We start from the raw sequence: 19,284 nt of genomic DNA, 5'->3' as shown, positions 1-19,284 counted from the left end.
CGCGTGGTGATCGTTAGAAACTGAAGTTGACGTTGGCCTGATCGGTGGTCGATACATTGACTGCGGACGACTGGGTCGCCCCGCTCACGTTATCGGCTTCTGCGGTGTACTGTCCAGCGGCACTTGCGGCCGGGGCCGGGGCCGGGGCCAGCGCCACCGGCTGGCTTCCCGCGTAGGTGCCGGTCAGTGGCGCAGCCGCGGGTAGGTTCAGCGCGTAGTTGCCGGTATCCAGATTGGCGTTCGCGCTAGTGATTTCGTAGTTAAGGCCGCTGATCGATTGCAGTGCCCGTACGATGGCCTGCGCACTGACAGGCAGAACTGTCCCGGTTGCGACATGCATCACGGAAGCCGGCAGCGCGATCGGTGCCGACACCGTGGCCACGACTGTCGATGTATTCACAACGACTGGCACTGAGCGCACGATACCTGTTGCAACATTATTCTGCACGATAACGACATCATAGTTGCCGTTGGTTGAACTCTGCTCGAGCGGCGTCAGCACGAACTGTCCGTTGCTGTCGGCAACGGTGCCCTTGATGACGTGACCGTTCTGCTCAGCATAAACGGCAGCCCCCGCTTCGGCCGGCGCGACGTAGCCGGAGATCGTGCCGCTCACGACCGTGGGCGTCGCGGTCACGACCGGCTTCAGACTGTACGAGCCGTTCCCTTTCTGGACGATCGATTTGCACGCGTTGAAATCGAGTACGAGATCGACCAGCGTGTTGGGTTGAACCGTGAACGGCCGGATGATCTTGTAGCCGCTTTGCGTGGCGCTTGGCGTGTCGAGCGGCTGCTCGCTGCCGCCGGTCGGAACAATCGAATTTGCCAGCGTATTGCCCTGATTCTGCGCAAGCACCAGGCGAACCTGCTGATACTGGCCGACGGGCAATGCGGTTTGTCCCAGGTCAGCCAGCACGCCGTTGGTCAGCGACAGCAGATCGATCTTCTGCGGGCTCGACAATGCGACGTCAGTCCAACCACCGTCAGTGTCACCGGCCTGCGCGTTCGTATTGACACGAACCTTGCTGACCGTCACATATACATGGTCGAAACCGCATGACGGGGAGTCTGTCATCTGGACATGGAGCGTGCCCGTGCCAGTGCTGCCGCCATCGCCACCTCCGCCTCCACATCCGGCAAGCGCGAGTGGAAATGCCAGCACGCACGTCAGGGTTTTGAGTATCATATTCATGGGAATCCTCCTTAATTGTTCTGTGCTGAAGGATACGGAAACGCCCTGTAAGCAGACCGAGTAAATTGCAACGATCAGTAACTTGAATATTTAACATTTTCTGTCATGCCGGGAGAAACTCTGGCCGCCAGTTTGCATGTGATGCGGTATGGATTTCTGGAGCGGCGAGTTACCGGCTTTAGCTAGGCGACTGATAGCCGGCGCAATTATTAATCTGTTGGAATTGGTCTAGGGTTGTAGTAGATTTTCGTTACATAACAAGAACGGACGTTACGGGGGAAGCCATGGTCACGTTACTCGACCTCGAAATCGCACATCTTGCGCGTGTGATGGGCGCATCAATGATCGGGGACCTCGCGGGACCGATTTTGCCGGGCGCCTACTGGCGCGGACGGCTTCATCAACTGCTCGATGCACAGCACCTTACCAATGCGCAATTGCGCTCGCTAGACAGCCTGCTGCTGCAACTGGATGAACTCGAAGCCCAAGTCTCGCATGGTATCGCCCTCCGGACGGCAGTCAGCGTGGGCTAACGGGTCTGATTATCTGCGTGAACGCTGCGTATCAATCTATCCGGCTCGATATGCGCCGTCGCCCAGATCCGCACCAGCCCCCCGTTGCTCTGCACGCCGAAAGAACACCGGCCAGTCATTCCGGCATTCCCTTTCCGCGCGTTTCCGGAAGGAACCAGGGAATGATGATGCCCAGCAGGTAGCACGAGCTCATGATGAGCGCGGCATGCGAAACGCCGCCGAATGTCTTGATCATCGAACCGGAGATGATCGGGAAGACCCATGCGATCAGCCGTGCGGCGTTGAAGACGAAGCTGATCGCGGTCGAGCGCACCGTCGACGTGAACAGTTCGCACGGGTAGATCGCCATCCATGCGTACCCGCATCCCAGCGTGAAGAACCCGTTGATCGGCGCGATGATGAGCATGCCGCTCAGCGTCGCGGTGTAGTGATAGGTGACGATCGTCGTGATCAGCGAGCCGACAAACGTTGCGCTCAAGAACGCGCGTCTGCCGATCGAGTCGACTATGAAGCCCGATGCAAGGTACGCAACGATCGCTCCGGCCGTATAGACGATCGAAATCCGCGAGCCCCACGCAACGGCATCGGCCACGCCCGTCGCTTTCGCGAGCGCCACGGTAAATGTCGGCAGCCAGCTCGAGATCGCCCACCAGCCGGTCGTCGCGACGATCGACAGCAATGTCGTCAGCAGCGTGCGGCGAAACGCTTCGCGCTCGGTGAACAGTTGCTTGAGCGTAAAGGGGCGGCTGTTCTGCTTGCCAGATCGCGAGGTGTACCGGATAGCATCGTCGGAGGTCGCGTTCCAGCGCTGTTCCTTCACGGCCTGTTTCCACTTCTCCGATTCGTTCAGCCCGCGGCGCAGGTAGAGCACGAAGAACGCGGGCAGCGCACCGGCTATGAACATCAGACGCCACGTTTCCCCCCCCAGCGGTTGCACAGAAGCAAGCCCGTACCACACCACGGCGGCGAGCAGCGTGCCCCAGCCAAAACCGGACTGCAGGAAGCCAGCGCCTTTTGCACGGGCGTGTTCCGGCCAAGTCTCCGAAACCAGCGCGACACCTGTGCTCCATTCGCTGCCCATCGCAAGCCCGGTGAGAAATCGCAACAGGCACAGCACGGTAAAGGTGTTGGAAAAAGCAGTCAGCCCGGAGAATAGCGCGTAGAGAAAGACGGACCACAGCATCATGCGTTTGCGCCCGACGTAGTCGGCGAGAATGCCGCCGACCATGCCGCCCACGCCCCAGCCAAGCAAGGTGATGCCGATCACGCCGCCCGCGTAGACGGGCGTCGAGAGGGCCTGTGCCGGCGTCAGCACCGATTTGAGCATCGGCGCGAGGACGACCACGAGCGCGAGCGCTTCAAAGCCGTCGAAGATCCAGCCGAGGAAGGCGCCTCGCAGCACGCGCCAGTGCGCGGTCGTCAGGCCGTCGTACCAGCGCGTCTTCGGCGGCTGCGCGATGTGGGTGTCTTGCATGATGGTGTCTCCTGAAGGACGTTGTCTCGACGCTTTCTTTGGCCGTCTGTGAGCGACGCTCAGTTAAAGCAGCAAAGTGAGAAATAAGTGAAAAATGTCAGGCGCGCGATTGAGCGGATGCGCCACGCTGCATTGCTCGTTCGCGGATCGCGGCAAAGTCGGCCGGGAGCGGATGCAGGTCGAGCCGCCGCCCCGCCTTCACGATCTGGCTTGGCGTGTCGTGGCCGATCAGCGCCGGCAAGCGCTTCGACGCGTCGATGAGCGCGCCCAGATCGACGCCTGTGTCGTAGCCCATCAGCTCGAGCGCGTGCACGATCTCCTCGCTGCATACGTTGCCGCTCGCGCCCGGCGCATAGGGACAACCGCCGATGCCACCCAGCGAGGCGTCAAAGCGGTCGGCGCCCGCATCGATCGCGGCGAGCACGTTGGCGAGTCCCATGCCGCGCGTGTTATGGAAGTGCAGCGTGAACTCGGTCTGAGGCCAGCGCTCGACGCATCGCGCCGTTAGCGCGGCGACCTGCTGCGGAAAGGCCATGCCGGTCGTGTCGCACAGCGTGACGCCTTGCGCGCCGGCCTCCTCCACAAAGCGTTGCGTCCACTCGATCACGGTGTCGGTCGGTACATCGCCCTCCATCGGGCACCCGAATGCGCACGACAGCGAGATGTTGACCGGGAGTCCGGCATCGCGTGCGATGGCGGCAACCTGCGTCAGCCCATTGAACGACTGGTCGCGCGTCATCCGCAGGTTGGACAGATTGTGGCTCTCGGTCGCGGACATCACGAGATTCAGCTCGTCGGCGCGCGCATCGATTGCGCGTTCGGCGCCACGCACGTTCGGCACGAGTGCTGTGTAGACGACGCCAGGCTTGCGCTCGATTTCACGCAGCACGATCTCGGCGTCGCGTAACGCGGGAATCGCTTGCGGCGACACGAAAGCCGTCACCTCGATCTTCGCCACGCCTGTCCTTGAGAGCGCGTCGATCAACGCAATCTTGTCGCGCGTCTCGACGAACGTGCCTTCCGCCTGGAAACCGTCGCGCGTGCCGACTTCCTGCATGTAAATGCGCCGGTGTTCTCCGTTCCAGATGTTCATGCGATTGCTCCTTTGTCACGCAGCTCGGCAATCCGGCTTTCGGAGAGCCCGATCTCGCGCAAGATGTCATCGGTGTCGTCACCGAGCTTCGGCGCCGACGAGCGCACGGAACCCGGCGTGCCCATCAGTTTGGGCACGATGCCCGGCACGTCGACGTCATAGCCGTCGCGCGTGGTCTGCCGCAAGATCATGTCGCGTGCGCGGTAGTGCGGATCCTCGGCGATATCGCGGGCCGTATAGATCTTGCCCGCGGGCACCCGCGCCTCGGTCAGCGTGGCCAGCACGTCTTCGGTCGAACGTTGCGCGGTCCACGCTTCGATGGCCCGGTCCAGTTCGTCAACGCGCGCGACACGCCCGGCGTTGTTCGCGAGCGCGGGGGCGTCCGCCAGATCGCTGCGGCCGATCGCCGTCATCAGGCGCCTGAAGATGCTGTCGCCATTGCCGGCGATGAGCACATAACCATCGGAACAGCGATACGCATTGGACGGCGCGATGCCGGGCAACGCACTGCCAGCGGCTTCGCGGACCGCGCCGAACGCGCTGTACTCGGGAATCAGGCTCTCCATCACGTTGAAGACTGCTTCGTGAAGCGCCACGTCGATGACCTGCCCTTTACCGCCGTTCGCGTCGCGGTGATAGAGCGCGGTAAGCACGCCGATCACGCCATGCAGCGCGGCGAGCGTATCGCCGATCGAAATGCCGCAGCGTACCGGCACGCGGCCGGGATCCCCGGTCAGATGACGCAAGCCACCCATCGCCTCGCCGATCGAGCCGAATCCCGGCAAATCGCGGTAGGGTCCCGTCTGGCCGTACCCCGAGATACGAAGCATGATGAGCCGGGGGTTCAACTCGGCCAGCTGCTCGTAGCCCATTCCCCAACCTTCGAGGGTGCCCGGCCGGAAGTTCTCGATGAGGACGTCGGCCTCGGCGATCAGCTGGCGCGCGATGCTCTGGCCTTCGGCACTGCGCAGATCGAGCGCCAGCGAACGCTTGTTGCGCGACTGCACTTGCCACCACACCGAAGTGCCGTCCTTCATCAGCCGCCAATTGCGCAGCGGATCGCCGGCACCCGGCGGCTCGATCTTGATGACCTCGGCGCCGAATTCGCCGAGCGTCTTGCCGGCGAACGGGCCGGCAATCAGTTGACCCATCTCGATCACGCGCACGCCTTTAAGCGCGGTGGGCGTGCTCGGAAAAGAAGCTTGGCCGTTCATCATGAAAAACTCCTGAGACTGCGGTCGGTGTTCAAAGACGCTTTGCCTTAGCTGAAAAGCCAGGGCTCGCGAGCGCGGCGCACGCGCTCGTACTCGCGGATAAGATCGGCCTGGCCGAGCGTCAGCGCGACGTCGTCCAGCCCTTCGAGCAGGCGGCGCTTGCGTTCCGGTTCGATCCCGAACGGGATCGCGTCGCCGCCGACGGGCCGGATGGTTTGCGCCTCCAGATCGATCTCGAGTCGCAAGCCGGACGGGCCGGCGACGAGGTCGAACAGGTCCTGGACAATGCGTTCGTCGAGCCTGATCGGCAGCAGGCCATTCTTGAAGCAGTTGCCGTAGAAGATGTCCGCGAAGCTCGGTGCGATCAGCGCGCGGATACCGAAATCCGACAGAGCCCACGCGGCGTGCTCGCGGCTCGATCCGCAGCCGAAGTTGTCGCGCGTGAGCAGAATCTGGGCGCCCGCGAAGCGTGACTGGTTGAGCGGGAAGTCCGGATTGGGCTGGCGGGTCGATAGGTCCTGCCCGGGCTCGCCGTGGTCCAGGTAGCGCCATTCATCGAACAGGTTGGCGCCGAAGCCGGTACGCTTCACCGATTTCATAAACTGCTTGGGGATGATCGCATCGGTGTCGACGTTCGCGCGGTCGAGCGGCGCCACGAGCGCCTCCAGTCTGGTAAAGGCTTGCATCAGAGGTCTCCGCGGGAAATGTCGACGAAGTGACCTGCGATGGCCGCTGCCGCGGCCATCGCAGGACTGACGAGGTGGCTGCGACCGCCGGGGCCCTGGCGGCCTTCGAAGTTCCGGTTGGACGTCGACGCGCATCGTTCGCCCGGGCGCAGCCGGTCGTCGTTCATGCCGAGACACATCGAGCAGCCCGGTTCGCGCCATTCGAAGCCCGCCGCCTTGAAGACGGCGTCGAGACCTTCGGCTTCGGCCTGCGCCTTGACGAGTCCCGAACCCGGCACCACCAGCGCGAGCCGGATGTTCGGCGCAACGTGCTTGCCTTTCACGACGGCTGCGGCGAGGCGCAGGTCTTCAATGCGCGAGTTCGTGCACGAGCCGATGAAGACCTTGTCGAGCGCGATGCGCTCGAGCGGCGTGCCCGGCTCGAGGTCCATGTACGTCAGCGCACGTGTCATGCCGGCGCGGCGCACAATGTCGGGTTCATCCGACGGGTTCGGTACGGCGGCATCGATCGAGACCACCATTTCGGGCGACGTGCCCCAGGTGACCATCGGCCGCAACCGGGTGGCATCGATGTCGACGGTTTTGTCGAAGCGGGCTCCCTCGTCGCTCACGAGCGTGCGCCAGTAGGCCACCGCGGCGTCCCAGTGCGCTTCGCCCGGCGCGAAGGGACGCCCCTTCACGTAATCGATCGTGACGTCGTCGACGCCGATCAGCCCCACCCTCGCGCCCGCTTCAATCGCCATGTTGCACACGGTCATGCGGCCTTCCATCGACAGCGCCCGGATCGTACTGCCCGCGAACTCCATCGCATAGCCGGTGCCGCCGGCGGTGCCGATCTGGCCGATGATCGCGAGCACGAGGTCCTTGGCCGTCACGCCGGGCGGCAGTTCACCCTCGACGTTGACACGCATCGACTTCATCCGCTCGACCAACAGGCATTGCGTCGCGAGCACGTGCTCCACTTCCGAGGTGCCGACGCCGAATGCGAGCGCCGCGAATGCACCGTGCGTGCTCGTGTGCGAATCGCCTGCGACGACTGTCATGCCTGGCAACGTCGCCCCCTGTTCCGGGCCCACGACGTGGATGATGCCCTGCCTCGCGTCACGAATGCCGTAAGTCGTGATGCCAAACTCGTTGCAGTTCTTGTCGAGTTGCGCGACCTGCATCCGTGAAAGCGGGTCCGCGATTGCGTCGATGCTCGTGCGCTCAGCCGCCAGCGTGGGCACATTGTGATCGGCTACCGCGAGCACCGTGGCGGGCCGCCAGGCGGCGCGACCGGACAGGCGCATCGACTCGAACGCTTGCGGACTGGTTACCTCATAGACGAGCTGACGGTCGACATACAGGAGCGTCGGGCCATCAGGTGTTTCCGCCACGATGTGGCTTTGCCAGAGCTTGTCGAACAACGTGCGGGGCGTACTCGCGGGCTGCATGAGGGTGTCTCCAACCATTCATATGAAAGAATGCTTGCTTGGCCTGCCAGTTATGGCCGGCAAGGTTGCTGTCTATGGAGAGTCATTTTCCACGCGCGATCCCGTGGGCGGAATGCAACAGTGTGGAACCCAGCTTTCGCGGAACGCGAAAGCACGCCTTGCGTCAGCGGGTCAGGGCCGTTTCCGGCGCCGCGAGGATCAGATGGTCGACGAGCAGCCGCGCCGGTTTGCGCAGCGCTTTCAGATCGCGAGCGCAGATGAGCAGTTCGCGGTGAGCCCAGTCTTCCGACAGGCCGATCTTATGCAAGCCCATCGACCGCAGATGCGGGCCTGCCGCTGCATCGGGCAGCACGGCGATGCCGAGTCCCGCGGCAACCATCAGGCACATCGCATCGAAGCTACGGACCTGAATGCGCAGTTTCAGCTGTCCGCCCGAAAAAGCGGTGGCGGCCTGAAGGCGTTTGGCGAGTGATGTATTGCGCGACAGGCTGACAAAGTCGAATTCCAGCGCGTCGACGAACGCTACCGATTCGCGCCGGGTCAGCGGATGGCCGCCGGGCACGACAAGGACCAGATGGTCATGGCGGTATGGCATGGTCTGAAGGCCGAACGTGGGCATCTGGTCGGCCATGATGCCGAAATCGGCCACGCCGTCCACCACCGCGAGTGCGACCTGCTCGCTATCCTGCTCTTCCAGTTCAATGCGGATTTCCGGATTGGTGGCATTGAACGCCGCGATGTCCGACGGCAGGAACTGCGTAACCGCCGACGTATTGGCCCACAGCCGAACGACGCCCACGACGCCGGCCGCATAGTCCGACATATCGGCCGTCATCAGGTCGACGTCGTTCAGAATACGCTGCGCGTGAAGCTTGAGCGCCTCACCCGCCGCAGTGAGCGTAATGCCGCGGGAATGGCGTTCGAATAGTTCGGCACCGATGGTGGATTCGAGGTCCGCGATTCGCTTGCTTGCGGCGCCGATCGCGAGGTGGGCGAGTTCGGCGCCCTTGCTGATGCTGCCGCTTCGAACAATGAGCGCGAAAAGCGAGAGTGAGACGAGATCGAGACGATGGAGGTTCATGCCTTGATGCTCCGGCCGCTGTCACCGCTCCATTATGGGGCACGGAATACTCCGTTCGCTCTAGGTGTCCGCCCGCTTAGGTTCAGTGGCCGGACCGCCTAGCGGCCCTGATCCCGGATTTCAACCAGCGTTCGATCCAGGCCATATTTCCTGAGCTTCTGGTACAGCGTGCTCTTCGCAATACCCAGGTGCCTTGCTGCCGAGGTCAGATTTCCGCGAGAGATGGCGATTGCGCTGCGAATCGCCCCCTGCTCCGACGCTTCCATCGTGCCCCGGCCGTCGAGGAAGAAAGGCTCGTCGCAACCGGCGCGGACCGGCTCGTCGTTCGCGCGCAACTCCGGTGGCAGATCAGCGAGCGTCAGGACCTTTGAGTCTGCAGTGAGAAGCATGCTTTCCACCACGTTATGAAGCTCCCGGACGTTCCCCGGCCATGAATACGCGCAGAGCACGGCAACCACTTCGTCGTCAACCGCAGGGCAAGGCCGCCCAAGCTCCGCCGCAAACTTCTGGACCAGATACTCGGTGAGGCGACGAACGTCCCCGGGCCGGTCCCGCAGCGGCGGAATGCGGATACTGGTCACCGCGACGCGATAGAAGAAGTCCATGCGAAAGCGCCCTTCCGAGACCTCCTTTCTCAAGTCGCGATTGGTCGCCGCGACGAGACGAAAGGTCACCTTCCTTGGAACGTTTTCACCGAGCCGATAGATCTCCCCCTGTTCCAGCACGCGCAGGAAATGCGGCTGGAGATCGACCGGCATTTCGCCGATCTCGTCGAGAAACAAGGTCCCGCCATTGGCGGCTTCGATCTTGCCTAGCGCGCCCCCTCGACGCGCACCGGTGAAGGCGCCATCGCCATAGCCGAATAGTTCGCTGGCGAGCAGTTCGCGTGACAGGCCGCCGCAGTTGAGCGCAATAAAAGGTCCCTCCTTCGCCTGGCTGGCATGGTGGATTCCCTTGGCGAACAGTTCCTTACCCACTCCAGTCTCGCCGAGCAACACAACCGGCGCGCGTGAACGCGCGATTTGCCGGGCCTTGTCCACGGCCTCGAGCAATGCCGGAGCTTCGCCCAGGATGCGATCGAAGCCGGTCGCAGCTCCATTCTCGGCGCTGCAACCGGACGCGCCGCCGACCTTGCGCGCAGAGCCGCGGCCTTGCGCGAACGGCACGATCAGCAAGCTACCGATGCGCCTGCCATCGTCGATCACCGGCTCGATCCAGTCGGGCTGGATCCAGTGAGGGAGATCCGTGGGGGTCGCACTGGTGACTACGGAGTCGGTGGCGAGCGCCAGGATCCGTGCAGGCCGTGCGAGCGAAAAATCGCCGCCGGCTGCCGCGATCGCAGCTTCAGCGTGCTCATTGACCTTGATCGGGTAGCCGCCATGGTCGAACACCACGGCGCCGTCGGACGCAAGCATCGCTAGGCGCCTCAAGGAGCGATCCAGCAGCCGATAGCGAAGCTCCATGGTCCGCGCAGCCAGACGGCTCTCGATCCGGCTGGCTGCCGTGACGACCAGCGCCAGGCTGTGACGATTGTAGGATTCGGACAGGCCGGATACGTCGATGACGCCGATAATCGTACCGTCGCGCGGGTCGCGGATCGCATTGGCCGAGCAGGTCCAGCGCTTGATGCCGGCGCAGAAGTGTTCGGCAGAATGGATCTGCACGGGCTGGCCGACCTCGATCGCCGTGCCAATCGCGTTGGTGCCACAGATCATCTCGTTCCAGGACGCGCCGGGCAGGAGTTGAATCCCGTGTGCGGAAGCAATGGTTGCGGGGTCACCCTCGAGATTCAGGATGGTGCCGGCCGGCTCGGCAAGCGCCATGACCGTTTCGGTTTGCGCGAGAAAGTCGCGTGCGTGTGCCATCACCGGGGCGCTCGCCTCGACCAGGTCGCGGTGACTGCGTTGCAACGAATACAGAAGATGTTCTTCCAGCGGCGGTGGCGCGTGGCCCAGCGTGGGATCGACCTGCCAATCGAGGCAGCGCTGCCATGATGTGTCAACAAGGTGCCGCACGACGCTGTGCGGCGCTTCTCCGCCGCTCAGGAACCGCTCCCACGCAGCCATGACGACCGCTTCGTCGCCAGGATTCGAGAACATCTGGGAGGCATCCGGTCTATCCATTACTTGTCTCCTTCTTCATGCCGCCTTATACCGCACCGCAATATGGCGGATGCAGCCGGCTCGTGCGAGAAGAGGGGCAAGATCGATGCCACCGTGAGAATGCGGTAGGCGAACGCACAGCGGAGCAACGAACGTTTGATTTTCGGACGATGGCCGCACGGGCTGCGTTCGATTTTCGAACGGTCCGGATGAGCGGCGCGCCGGCTCGGGCGGCCTGCTCGCTGCGGCGCATCAAACGACCCGCAAGATGCGTGACCAGATGGCACTGCGGCGGCGCCAAACGATGGAATGGCGCCGCCTGCGGGGAGAACCGGGCGCGAGACAACCGCGCCCTGCATCATGCGCGGTGCGTGGTGCGTGGTTCGCTACTCAGCGCGCTCGGGCACCGGCAATTGCAGCCACTCCTTGTAGAACGCCTCGATGTCCGGCTCGAAATCATGAATCACCGGATACCACGGCGTCGGTGCTTCGACGTCGTGCATGGTTCCGCAAGTCGGACAGTAATACTCGCGGTAGACCTGCCACTGGGTGTCGGGCGCCATGAGCTTCGGATAGACTTCGAGCATGGCCTCCTCTGTGTCGCGCACATAGACGTTGGCATACAGTTTCCAGTTTTCGCGGTAGTCGCAGAACTCATGGCCGCAGTCGCATTTGACCAGCCAGTGTTTGCTTTTCGCGGCCTGCACGATATGCAGGTGCGGTCCAAGCGGCAAGACAATCTTGTCGGGCCACGAGACTTTCCCTTGCAACACTTCGAGATACTGACTAAATCGCTCATGATCCTTCGGCATGGACAACATGCGTACGGTCGTATCCCAGTCGAGTCGTCCATCGACCAGATTGCCGACCTGTTCCTTCGTGTAAGCAGACATTTCGCTACTCCTTGATTTGCTTCGATATCGATACCGGGACGGATTACTCTTCGACCTGAACCACCGTGGTCACGTCGGGCAGCAAGGAAAGATCCATCCTGTACTTCGAGCCGTAGGACGGCACGTCCAGTTCTGCCTCGGTCATGTTCCAGTCGGCAGGCAGATCCCAGAACGCTCTGAACTCGTTGAGGAATTTCTCCGACAGCCCGAAGCTGGTCGCGAACATGTGACGCACCGGGCGCGACGCGTGTTTGGTGAGGACGCGCTCGCGTTCTTCCTTCATCCATTCCCGCGTCGGCAACGAGCGGGCAAGCCGTTCCTTGCGAATTTCGCCGCGACGCTTCACGGTCTTCTTCGCGTCGACCGTCCAGATACCCGTTGCGTCCTGCGCCAACACCGCGCCATACACCTTCTCGGCAAACTCAGGGAGCAGAAAGCCGTTGTTGAGATCCTTTGCGATGGCTTCAGTTTCCCGATCGAGTGGATCACCAAAGCCCGGACCTCCGCGCAGGTAATTGAGGTACAGATCGTGGTTTTCGTAGCAATCTTCCGTGGTCATGCATTGCTTGTCGCGCTTGACCTTGGAAGTCGCATCGATGTGCCGTTCGTAGTCCGGCGCGTCGGGATTCGAGTCGCCACCGAGCGGCAACGAAAGTCCCTGCGCGATGCGCTCTTTGAGGCCCGTCTTGTGCGCTTCGAACCGGTAGCCGGTGGCAGACGGATAGCCGCCCATGAACCCCCAGTCACTGTTCATGTAGCCATTGCCCATGAAGAACATGGTCCAGTCCTGCGCTTTCCAGACCATGCGCAGGGTTTCGAACCCGCACCCGCCGCGATACTTGCCATAGCCGCCGGAATTGGCTTTGACGTTGCGCCCGAGATAGAGCAACGGTTCGGCCATCTCCCAGATTTCGATGTCGCCCATGTCGCCTTCCGGGTTCCAGATCGCCGCGGCGTGATTGAGGCCGTCCTTGATAGCGCCGGCACCCGTGCCGCAGGACGAGGCCTCGAAGCTGTTGACCGCGTGCACCTCGCCGTCCTGGTTGATGCCGCCGCCTTGCAGCCAGTTCGACGTATTGGCATTGCCCGCGTTGACTTCTTCCAGGTAGCCACGGCTGAAGTACGCCTGACCGAGCCCCCGCCACATGGCGCTCCACCCCGATACCAGGAAGTGCCAGGCATAGGCGTGGCCGGTACGGCGATCGTCCGGATTCATCCATGTGCCCTTGGGCAAGCGGAACTCCGTGCCGAAGTAGGCGCCGTCGTTGATGCGCTGGGTCGGCACCAGGGTCTGGGTCATCATGACCCAGATACCGCTCGTAAAGGCGACGTGGTGGGCGTTATAGGTGTGCCATCCCCAACGGCTCGCGCCTTCGAAATCCAGTCGCCATGTCGCGTCGGGCCGGATCGTCATTTCCACCGGCGAGTGCATGATGGTGTCGATCTTGGCAAAGGCCGAGGGTGTCTGGATATCCTCGTGGGCATAGGGCACGTCCACAAAAGCGACCTTGCGATACTTGCCGGGCAGCGTCATCGCCTTGATGCGGCTTTGCAACCCGCGGCGGCCCTCTTCGATGACCTCGTAGCTAAACTTCTCGTAGGCTTCAAAGCCCTCGGTGGCGATGATCTCTTCCACCATGTCGCGGATCATGTGGCAACCCGCGATCCGCGTGCGCTCATCGAGGATCCAGTATTTCGGCGTGCGCACCGAGCGCTGGCTTTCATGAAGCCAGTCGCGTAGCGGCTGGTCGTTCACGCCGGTCTTGCGGCAGGTGATCTGATAGCCGTCGCCGAAGCGCTGCACCTGGCCCGTCGACATCGAACCCGGCGTCACCGCCCCGGTGTCGATCACGTGCGTCACGCCGCCCACCCAGCCGATGAGCTTGCCGGCCCAGAAGATCGGCACGATCGTCGCAATGTCGCAAGGATGGACATTGCCGATCGAGCAGTCGTTATTGGTGAACATGTCCCCCGGGTTAATGCCCGGGTTGTCCTCCCAATTATTCTCGATCATGTACTTGATCGCGGCGCCCATCGTGCCGACGTGAATGATGATGCCGGTGGAGGTCAGCACGCAGTCGCCCACCGCGTTATACAGCGTGAAGCACAGTTCCCCTTCCTGCTCCACGATCGGCGACGCAGCGATCTTCTTGGCGGTTTCGCGAGCATGTACGAGACCGCCGCGTATCTTGGAGAACAGCTTCTCGTAGCCGATCGGATCCTTCTCGCGCAACTCGAGCCGGGCAAGCCCGTTGTAATGACCCGTTTTACTGGTGCGCTCCATGATCTCGGCGCGGAACGCTTTCAGGGTCTTCCCGTCGGCAAGCAGATCGGCCTTGCCCACTTCCTTTGATGACATGAGGTTCATTTTCGTCTCCTTACTTCACTTCTTGCAGATGGAACAGACGATGCTTGTCGAGCGTGGTTTCGAAGCCATCGGGCACGACGAAGGTGGTGGAGGCAGACTCGATGATGGCCGGCCCCACAATGTGGTTACCCGCCATGAGCGACTCCATCTGCCAGATGTCGGCCTCGACCCAGGTCTTGTGGCGATAGAACGGGCGCTTGCCCAGATACGCGGACTTGGGCGGCGTTTCCCCCGCCTCCGGATCCTCAGGCAGCACGGGCTTCTGCGTTGCGACAAGGCCACGCATGATCGCGCCAGTGGCGCTGAAACCCAGTTCCGGCGACCGGGCAGAACTCGCGTACACCCGCGAGTAGGTCTCTTCGAACGTGTCGGTGATCTTCTTCCAGTCCGCCGCAGTGGCAGCGCCGCTGATCGGCGAAGTAATCTCCAGATCGTTCAGTTGTCCCATGTACTGCATCCGGTAACCGGGAAGCAGGGTGATGTCTTCCAGCTTGAAGCCGTTGATGACGAACTCTTCGACGACCTTGTCGGCCAGTTCCTTCCACGCTTCCTGAATGACCGCGCAGGCCGCCGCTTTCTGCTCGTCGGGCGCGTCCGGCGCGACCGCGATATCCACGCTCTTGTCGTAGCGGTACTCGAAGTCGGCACACGCACAACCGAATGCAGAAAAACCGGCTGCCCATGCCGGGACGATCACGTCCTTGAAGCCGAGACCTTCCGTATATCCATAGGTATGCACCGGACCTGCACCGCCGTAAGAGAAGCACACGAAGTCCGTTGGGTTGTAGCCCTTCGCACTGATGTTGGCCCGCAGGTACTCGTGCAAGCTGAGATCGAGCAACTCGATCACGCCTGCAGCGGCGTCTTCCACCGACAGCCCAAGCGGGTCGGCAACCTGCGCCTTGATGTGTTGCCGTGCGCGTTCGACGTCGAGCTTGATGGCGCCACCGAGGAAGTTGTGGGGGTTGAGATAACCCAGCACCACATGGCAGTCGGACACCGACACCGTATCAAGCCCGCTTTCGGGCCAGCACGTGCCGACGCGATAGCCCGCACTATCCGGTCCGAGCTTGATGGAACCGCTATAGGGATCGAGCCGCACGAAGCTGCCTGCACCCGCCCCCACCGAATCCATCGCCACCAGTGGCAGCGACAGCACGAGACGCGCCATGTCCGGATCGGACGCGATCGCAAAGTTGCCCTTGGTGATCAGCGCCATGTCGAAACTGGTGCCGCCGATATCGCTGCATGCGATGTTCTCGTAGCCGAGTCTTTCGCCGAGCAGCCGCGAGCCGATGACGCCCCCGATCGGACCGGAGACAATCGTGCGTGCGAGTTCCTTGGCCTTCCAGCTGATCGTCCCACCGTGCGTGGCCATCACCCGCAGATCGAACCTGGCACCGTGCTTCCTGAAGCGGTCGCTGACCTTCTGCAGCGTCTGCCGTGACGGTTCAGCCGCGTACGCTTCGAGAATGGTCGTGTTGGTGCGATGGCTTTCCTTGCGCGACGGGTAGTAGTCGACTGATGCAAAGACCGGGATGTCCGAGCCGATTTTCTTCAGTTCGTCACGACAGACATCGCGAGCGCGTTTTTCGCTCGACTCGTTCTTGTGGGACTGCAGAAGACAGATTGCAATCGCCTTCGACCCAGCGTTCACGAGTTCCCGCGTTGCCTTGCGCACTTCATCTTCGCGCAGGGGAATCACGATTTCGCCCTGAACATCGGTGCGTTCCGTCACGCCCCGGGTGCGCGAGAGCGGCACAAGCGGTTCGTCGTAGCGGTGGGTGTTGAGGTGGATCCGTTCTTCCAGCGCATAGCCGAGATAGCTCTGGATGGCCCGCCCCATCGAGTGAATCTGTTCGAAGCCTCGGTTGCAAATGAGCCCGACATCCAGGCCCTTGCGCTGAACGACGCGATTCAACATCGCCGTTCCGGAATAGACGCAGGTCACCAGTTCCGGATAGACCTCATCGACCTCACGGTTCCACTGGGCCAGCGCATCATGCGACGACTCCAGAATCGCCAGCGATTCATCCGCCGGATTGCTTTGCGCTTTGCCGACAACGAAACGCCCATCCGAGCGCACGAAGAAGGTATCGGTCATCGTGCCGCCGGCATCGATGCCCAGTACCTGGACGTGTGAAAGTTGCTGTTCCATTAGTGTCTCCAGCTCTCCTTGATTGAACATCGCCTCGACGGGGAGGCGCGATGTGAAGCGAGTGTTGCGATTCGCTTCGGAGGAGCTAAAGGCAAGGGCTATGCCACCGACCGCCGAATCGGCGGCTTATCGGCAAACTACTGAATGGATTGGCTTTTCGGAGAACGATCGGCGCGCTCGCGGTGAACGGGACGTTCACGCAACGACCGGTTCCTGAACGGTCGGCCGTTTTGAGAGCGGAATTCGTACGCAGGTCTGATGGGAAGCGTGACGTGCGGGAAGTCGACCAGGTTCAACCTTACCGGCCGACACGCCGGGTGGTGCCAAGGTCGTGCGCCAGCGCGTACTTCCTGATCTTCTGATAGAGCGTGCTTTTCGCTATACCAAGCTGCGCAGCCGCCTGGGTCAGGTTGCCCTGACTTTGCTGGATCGCAAAACGAATCGACTCTGCTTCTGCCATTTCCAGCGACCGGACCTTTTGGCGCGCAAGTGCGGACAGCGCAGAGGACGCCGTATCTCGAACGCCCCCAGGAGAAACGGCCGAGGCGCCGATTTCGGGCGGCAGCTCGGCGACTGTCATGATTCCATCGTGGGCCATGAGTACTGCGCCCTCGATCGCATTTCGCATCTCGCGGACGTTGCCGGGCCAGGCGTAGTTCAGCAGGCATTCATACGCCACGTTGTCGAAGACGGCATGACTTACGCCATACCGTTCGCGCGAGACATTTAACCAGTGCTCGATCATCTCCGGCAAATCCGTCTTGCGTTCGCGCAGCGGCGGTATCGAGATGTTCGTGACGGCCAGCCGGTAATACAGATCCATGCGAAATTTCCCGTCAGCGACGTCGGCACGCAAGTCGCGATGCGTTGCAGCGATCAGACGGAAGCTGACCTTGCGAGCCGTGTTTTCACCCAGCCGGTATATCTCCCCTTCTTCCAGCACACGCAGCAGATGCGGCTGGATGTCGAGTGGCATTTCGCCGATCTCGTCGAGGAACAGCGTGCCTTGATTCGCCGCTTCGATTTTCCCTGTCATGCCTGACCTGCGTGCGCCGGTAAATGCGCCTTCCGCATAACCAAACAGCTCGCTGCTCAACAAATCGCGGGACAAGCCACCGCAGTTCAATGCAACGAAGGGGCCGTTTGCCCGCGAACTGGCTTGATGAATGCCTAGCGCGAACAACTCCTTGCCGACGCCGGTTTCGCCCAGCAGCAGTACCGGGACCGAGGCTTTGGCCAACTGCTGCGCCTTCTGAATAGCCGTTCGCAGTGCCGCGCTCGTGCCGACAATGCCAGAGAACGCCGCGCGAGGCGTGGAGTCAACCGCCGGCAGCGCGTCAGTTACCACATCAGACAACGAAGCGGCCCGCCGACTGCCGGCCGGCGCAATCAACATGAAGCCGAGCGTGTCGGCACCTTCAGTGACGCGTTCAATTCGTGCGAGGCGCAACCACGCCGGTGCTTGCGGCGACATGGAGCCGCCGGCAATCCTGGCGATGTCCGGGATCGGAAAAGCGTTGTCCAGTGCGCCTGATACGCCAAGCCGCGCAAAAGCGGCTGACGCCTGCGGGTTGGCTCTGACGAGACGTCCGGACTCGTCCACCACGACGACGCCGTCCGAACGACCGGAGCAGTACGCCATGCAACGCTCCATCAGCCGCAAGCGGCGCTCCATTGCGAACTTGCCGAGCCGGCTCTCGATCCGCCCGGCCATCGAGACGATGAACGCCAGACTGTGCTGGCTGTAGGTTTGCGCAAGCCCCGAGACATCGAGTACGCCGAGTACGGTGCCATCGAGCGGATCGCGTATCACCGTAGCGGAGCACGTCCACTGCTTGATCCCCGCACAGAAATGCTCCGAGCCATGGATCTGCACCGGTTGCCGCAAAGCGAGGGCAGTACCGATCGCGTTGGTGCCACAACTGAGCTCGGTCCAGTTACATCCCGGTATCAACCGGACCTCGCCGGCCGGTTCGACGATGCGCGAGTCGCCGGCCAGTTCGAGGATCATGCCGTCCGGATCCGCGAGCAGCAGAATGGTCCCCGTCTGCGAAAGGAACTCGCGTGTCTGCTGGATAAGCGGCACGCTGGCATGCATGAGGCGGTCGTTCCTTACGCGCAAGTCGAACAGAGCCCCTTCTTCCAACGGCAGTGGGGCCCGATCTGCATCGGGAGCCACCCCGCCATCCAGGCAGCGGTGCCAGGAATCGTCAACGACCCCACGCAGGGCACCGGAGGGCGGCTTGTCGCCTTGAATCAAACGCTCCCACGCCGCCATGACGCTGGCGTCCCGATCCGGACTGGAAAACCAGTCCATTGGCGTGCCTGTCTCTTTCATGCTGTCTCCATCTGAGCGCGGCTCCTTCACCCGAGCAGAGGGTTCGCGCTGCCTTTTTGCGTTCTCTTCGTTGCCTGTGTCGCGCGCTTGCCGCGGTCGATCGCGATCGCAGTCGCGAGGCACGCGCGGATCTACGTCTAAATTCTATGCCCGAAATACAGCACCGTCCGGAAATCGAACGCTTTGCGCAGTTGGCACTCGTCGCAACGACGGCGAACCGACAAAAATATTCATAAAATCAATGCCTTGATATCACGGCGGCGATGCTGGCATGACCCATGCGTTTAACTGGGCGAAGGCGAGCCGCAAGATTGTTTCAGCGCTCGGTCTCGTAGCAGAAATGCGCTCGCCATGGCGCGATGAAAAAGAGGTCGAAGGAGGATACGATGAGCACCGGTCAGATGTCCCTGCGTTTGCTGGTCGAAAAGTGGCTGGCGCCCACTCCTGCGATTCCGGCTCACGTCACGCGGTTTAGTCGCACGGGTACGAATCAGTGGCGCTATGTGCGCGTCGAAGCGTTACATCCGACCGGCTTGCTTGCGTTCTTTTTCTTCAGGCACGATGACGGATCGTGGTGTGTATTCCCACCCTGCACGGAAAGGCCAACCATGAGAGTGTGATCTGCTTTAGCAGATCATGACCGAAATCGAGGCGAGTGTTTTGGCGGATGTCTCCGACGGAGACCAAGCTTTGGAAGCAGACGCCGGCCAACGTGATCG

The 19,284-nt window shown here is 62.1% G+C and carries 14 protein-coding genes; 2 read left to right on the top strand and 12 right to left on the bottom strand.

The window, feature by feature from the left end:
• Nucleotides 1–13 precede the first annotated feature (13 nt).
• Nucleotides 14–1,192 (bottom strand): DUF4382 domain-containing protein, encoded by a 1,179-nt coding sequence (locus GNZ13_RS36295; RefSeq protein ID WP_172173736.1) that lies wholly within the window; start codon nucleotides 1,190–1,192, stop codon nucleotides 14–16.
• Nucleotides 1,193–1,476: 284 nt separating this feature from the next.
• Here GNZ13_RS36295 and GNZ13_RS36290 point away from each other — a divergent pair, with 284 nt between their 5' ends.
• Complete coding sequence (locus tag GNZ13_RS36290; protein ID WP_172173733.1) at nucleotides 1,477–1,725, top strand: hypothetical protein; 249 nt, start codon at nucleotides 1,477–1,479, stop codon at nucleotides 1,723–1,725.
• Between the two features lie 115 nt (nucleotides 1,726–1,840).
• On the opposite strand, the gene GNZ13_RS36285 is transcribed toward GNZ13_RS36290, so the two are convergent.
• From GNZ13_RS36285 to GNZ13_RS36235, 11 genes are all read right to left on the bottom strand, one after another.
• Nucleotides 1,841–3,199: an MFS transporter gene (locus GNZ13_RS36285; protein WP_172173730.1), complete on the bottom strand. Its 1,359-nt coding sequence runs from the start codon at nucleotides 3,197–3,199 to the stop codon at nucleotides 1,841–1,843.
• Between the two features lie 97 nt (nucleotides 3,200–3,296).
• Complete coding sequence (locus GNZ13_RS36280) at nucleotides 3,297–4,292, bottom strand: hydroxymethylglutaryl-CoA lyase (RefSeq protein ID WP_172173727.1); 996 nt, start codon at nucleotides 4,290–4,292, stop codon at nucleotides 3,297–3,299.
• Nucleotides 4,289–5,506, bottom strand: a complete 1,218-nt coding sequence (locus tag GNZ13_RS36275; protein ID WP_172173785.1) for a CaiB/BaiF CoA transferase family protein — start codon at nucleotides 5,504–5,506, stop codon at nucleotides 4,289–4,291. The genes GNZ13_RS36280 and GNZ13_RS36275 overlap by 4 nt, the downstream gene beginning before the upstream one ends.
• A 47-nt stretch (nucleotides 5,507–5,553) precedes the next feature.
• Nucleotides 5,554–6,192: a 3-isopropylmalate dehydratase small subunit gene (gene leuD / locus GNZ13_RS36270; protein WP_172173724.1), complete on the bottom strand. Its 639-nt coding sequence runs from the start codon at nucleotides 6,190–6,192 to the stop codon at nucleotides 5,554–5,556.
• Nucleotides 6,192–7,625 carry a 3-isopropylmalate dehydratase large subunit gene (leuC, locus tag GNZ13_RS36265; RefSeq protein ID WP_172173721.1) on the bottom strand — a complete coding sequence of 478 codons (1,434 nt, stop codon included), beginning with the start codon at nucleotides 7,623–7,625 and terminating at the stop codon, nucleotides 6,192–6,194. The genes leuD and leuC overlap by 1 nt, the downstream gene beginning before the upstream one ends.
• 163 nt (nucleotides 7,626–7,788) lie before the next feature.
• On the bottom strand, nucleotides 7,789–8,706 hold the full coding sequence (locus GNZ13_RS36260) for a LysR substrate-binding domain-containing protein (RefSeq protein ID WP_172173718.1): 918 nt from the start codon (nucleotides 8,704–8,706) through the stop codon (nucleotides 7,789–7,791).
• A 98-nt stretch (nucleotides 8,707–8,804) separates the two neighbouring features.
• Nucleotides 8,805–10,772 carry a sigma-54-dependent Fis family transcriptional regulator gene (locus GNZ13_RS36255; protein ID WP_216675173.1) on the bottom strand — a complete coding sequence of 656 codons (1,968 nt, stop codon included), beginning with the start codon at nucleotides 10,770–10,772 and terminating at the stop codon, nucleotides 8,805–8,807.
• Between the two features lie 422 nt (nucleotides 10,773–11,194).
• A complete protein-coding gene (locus GNZ13_RS36250) occupies nucleotides 11,195–11,701 on the bottom strand; it encodes an acetone carboxylase subunit gamma (RefSeq protein ID WP_172173715.1) in 507 nt (168 codons plus the stop codon).
• Between the two features lie 43 nt (nucleotides 11,702–11,744).
• Nucleotides 11,745–14,069 (bottom strand): hydantoinase B/oxoprolinase family protein, encoded by a 2,325-nt coding sequence (locus GNZ13_RS36245; protein ID WP_172173712.1) that lies wholly within the window; start codon nucleotides 14,067–14,069, stop codon nucleotides 11,745–11,747.
• 10 nt (nucleotides 14,070–14,079) lie between these two features.
• Nucleotides 14,080–16,227, bottom strand: a complete 2,148-nt coding sequence (locus tag GNZ13_RS36240; protein WP_172173709.1) for a hydantoinase/oxoprolinase family protein — start codon at nucleotides 16,225–16,227, stop codon at nucleotides 14,080–14,082.
• 298 nt (nucleotides 16,228–16,525) lie between these two features.
• Nucleotides 16,526–18,565, bottom strand: a complete 2,040-nt coding sequence (locus GNZ13_RS36235) for a sigma-54-dependent Fis family transcriptional regulator (protein ID WP_236002346.1) — start codon at nucleotides 18,563–18,565, stop codon at nucleotides 16,526–16,528.
• Nucleotides 18,566–18,951: 386 nt separating this feature from the next.
• Here GNZ13_RS36235 and GNZ13_RS36230 point away from each other — a divergent pair, with 386 nt between their 5' ends.
• Nucleotides 18,952–19,185: a hypothetical protein gene (locus tag GNZ13_RS36230; protein WP_172173706.1), complete on the top strand. Its 234-nt coding sequence runs from the start codon at nucleotides 18,952–18,954 to the stop codon at nucleotides 19,183–19,185.
• Nucleotides 19,186–19,284: the final 99 nt, after the last annotated feature.

Origin of the sequence: Paraburkholderia elongata (genome assembly GCF_013177735.1) — a bacterium.
GTDB classification, from domain to species: Bacteria; Pseudomonadota; Gammaproteobacteria; order Burkholderiales; family Burkholderiaceae; genus Paraburkholderia; species Paraburkholderia elongata.
The sequence above is the reverse complement of the archived record's forward strand: the minus strand, read 5'-3'. Positions and strand labels throughout refer to the sequence as shown.